The sequence below is a fragment of the Vibrio sp. 10N.222.47.A9 genome (assembly GCF_963872585.1).
Lineage (GTDB): Bacteria > Pseudomonadota > Gammaproteobacteria > Enterobacterales > Vibrionaceae > Vibrio > Vibrio splendidus.
In genome coordinates this window covers 1-1,344 of sequence record NZ_CAWNBB010000091.1, presented here as the reverse complement: position 1 = coordinate 1,344, position 1,344 = coordinate 1, and the positions used below count along the sequence as shown (strand labels likewise).

Genomic DNA, 1,344 nt, shown 5'->3' with positions numbered 1-1,344 from the left:
TGATGTATGGAATCCACTCCCTCCTTTGCCAATCTACACTTAGCAAAGTGAGACCCTAAACGAGGATTCCAATATGCTGACTAAGAATGTTATCGCTATCGACCTAGCAAAAAATGTGCTTCAAGCCTGCCATATCAGTGTTCATGGTGAATTGCTTTCCAACAAACCGTTAAGCCGACAAAAAATGAAGGAATTTCTTGCTAAGGCAAAACCTTCTATTGTCGCCATGGAAGGTTGCTGTGGTTGTCATTATTGGGGACAGTTAGCTGAAAGATTTGGACATGAAGTACGGATCATCAATCCCAAAAAAGTAAAAGGATACCTTGAAGGTCATAAAACTGATCACAACGACGCTCTGGCCATTGCTAATGCCGCGATACAAATAGGTATCAAATGCAGTCGCCCAAAATCGCTTGAACAACAATCTATGCAATCTTTAGAGAGTAGTCGTCGTTTCTTATCTCGCAGTGTTGTTTCTTTAGGACAGCACATTCGAGGAACAATTTTAGGATACGGTGTTGCTAATCCAAAAGGTGAAAAAGGTTTGAAGGCTTCTGTTCAAACTGTTTTAGATGGAGAGACAGAAATACCCGCTAATGTAGTGTCTGTTTTATCTATGCTGTGGGAGCAGTACAAACAGCTAAAATCGAAGCTCATAGCATTCGAAAAAGAAAAGAATGCGTTAACTCGCCAAATAGAGCCATGCCAGAGACTGATGGCAATCGAAGGAGTTGGCGAAGTTACAGCTGCAATGCTTTATACAACCCTTGGTGATGGAAAGCAGTTCAAGAACGGTAGACAAGCTTCTGCATTCGTTGGTCTCACTCCTAAACAACATAGTTCTGGTGGCAAAGTGTTCATGATCGGCATTGATAAGTGTGGTGGCGTCAAAGAGCTACGCTCTCTACTTTATCTCGGTGCCATGTCTTATGTTGGAAGGTTGCCTGAAATACCGATAACTCAAAAAGATGCTTGGCTTAAAAAAATAATTGAACGTATTGGTTTTAAAAAGGCCTGTATTGCTCTTGCTAATAAAGTGGTTCGAACAGCATGGGCAATGCTTCGGAACGAAACAAAATATTCACCTATTTTAATGACAGCGTAAACCACTAAACACACAATACTAATTTGAAGTTTTACAAAATGATGATGCAAAAAAGGTAAGACCAACCTACTGAAAACCTGGCCATTCCTTCACGCTATTAAAAGCTGATAACTCGATGAGGACAGTAGGTGCGCAAACATCAAAGGCTAGAAGGTAGCGCCTTCAACAAGAAGCCGTATATACGACCGCATCTTAACTTTAATTGCTAAATCACTTTGTAAATACGTGGATTCCATATA

The 1,344-nt window shown here is 40.6% G+C and carries 1 protein-coding gene; it reads left to right on the top strand.

What is annotated here, in order from left to right; all coding sequences use genetic code 11:
- Window positions 1–73: 73 nt before the first annotated feature.
- Window positions 74–1,105, top strand: coding sequence for an IS110 family transposase (locus AACT19_RS23750; protein ID WP_076649075.1), 1,032 nt, complete (start codon window positions 74–76; stop codon window positions 1,103–1,105).
- The last annotated feature ends 239 nt before the right edge of the window (window positions 1,106–1,344 follow it).

Coding starts and splice junctions, on each gene's coding strand:
- AACT19_RS23750 (WP_076649075.1), top strand. CDS start 74: ATGCTGACTAAGAATGTTATCGCTATCGACCTAGCAAAAAATGTGCTT.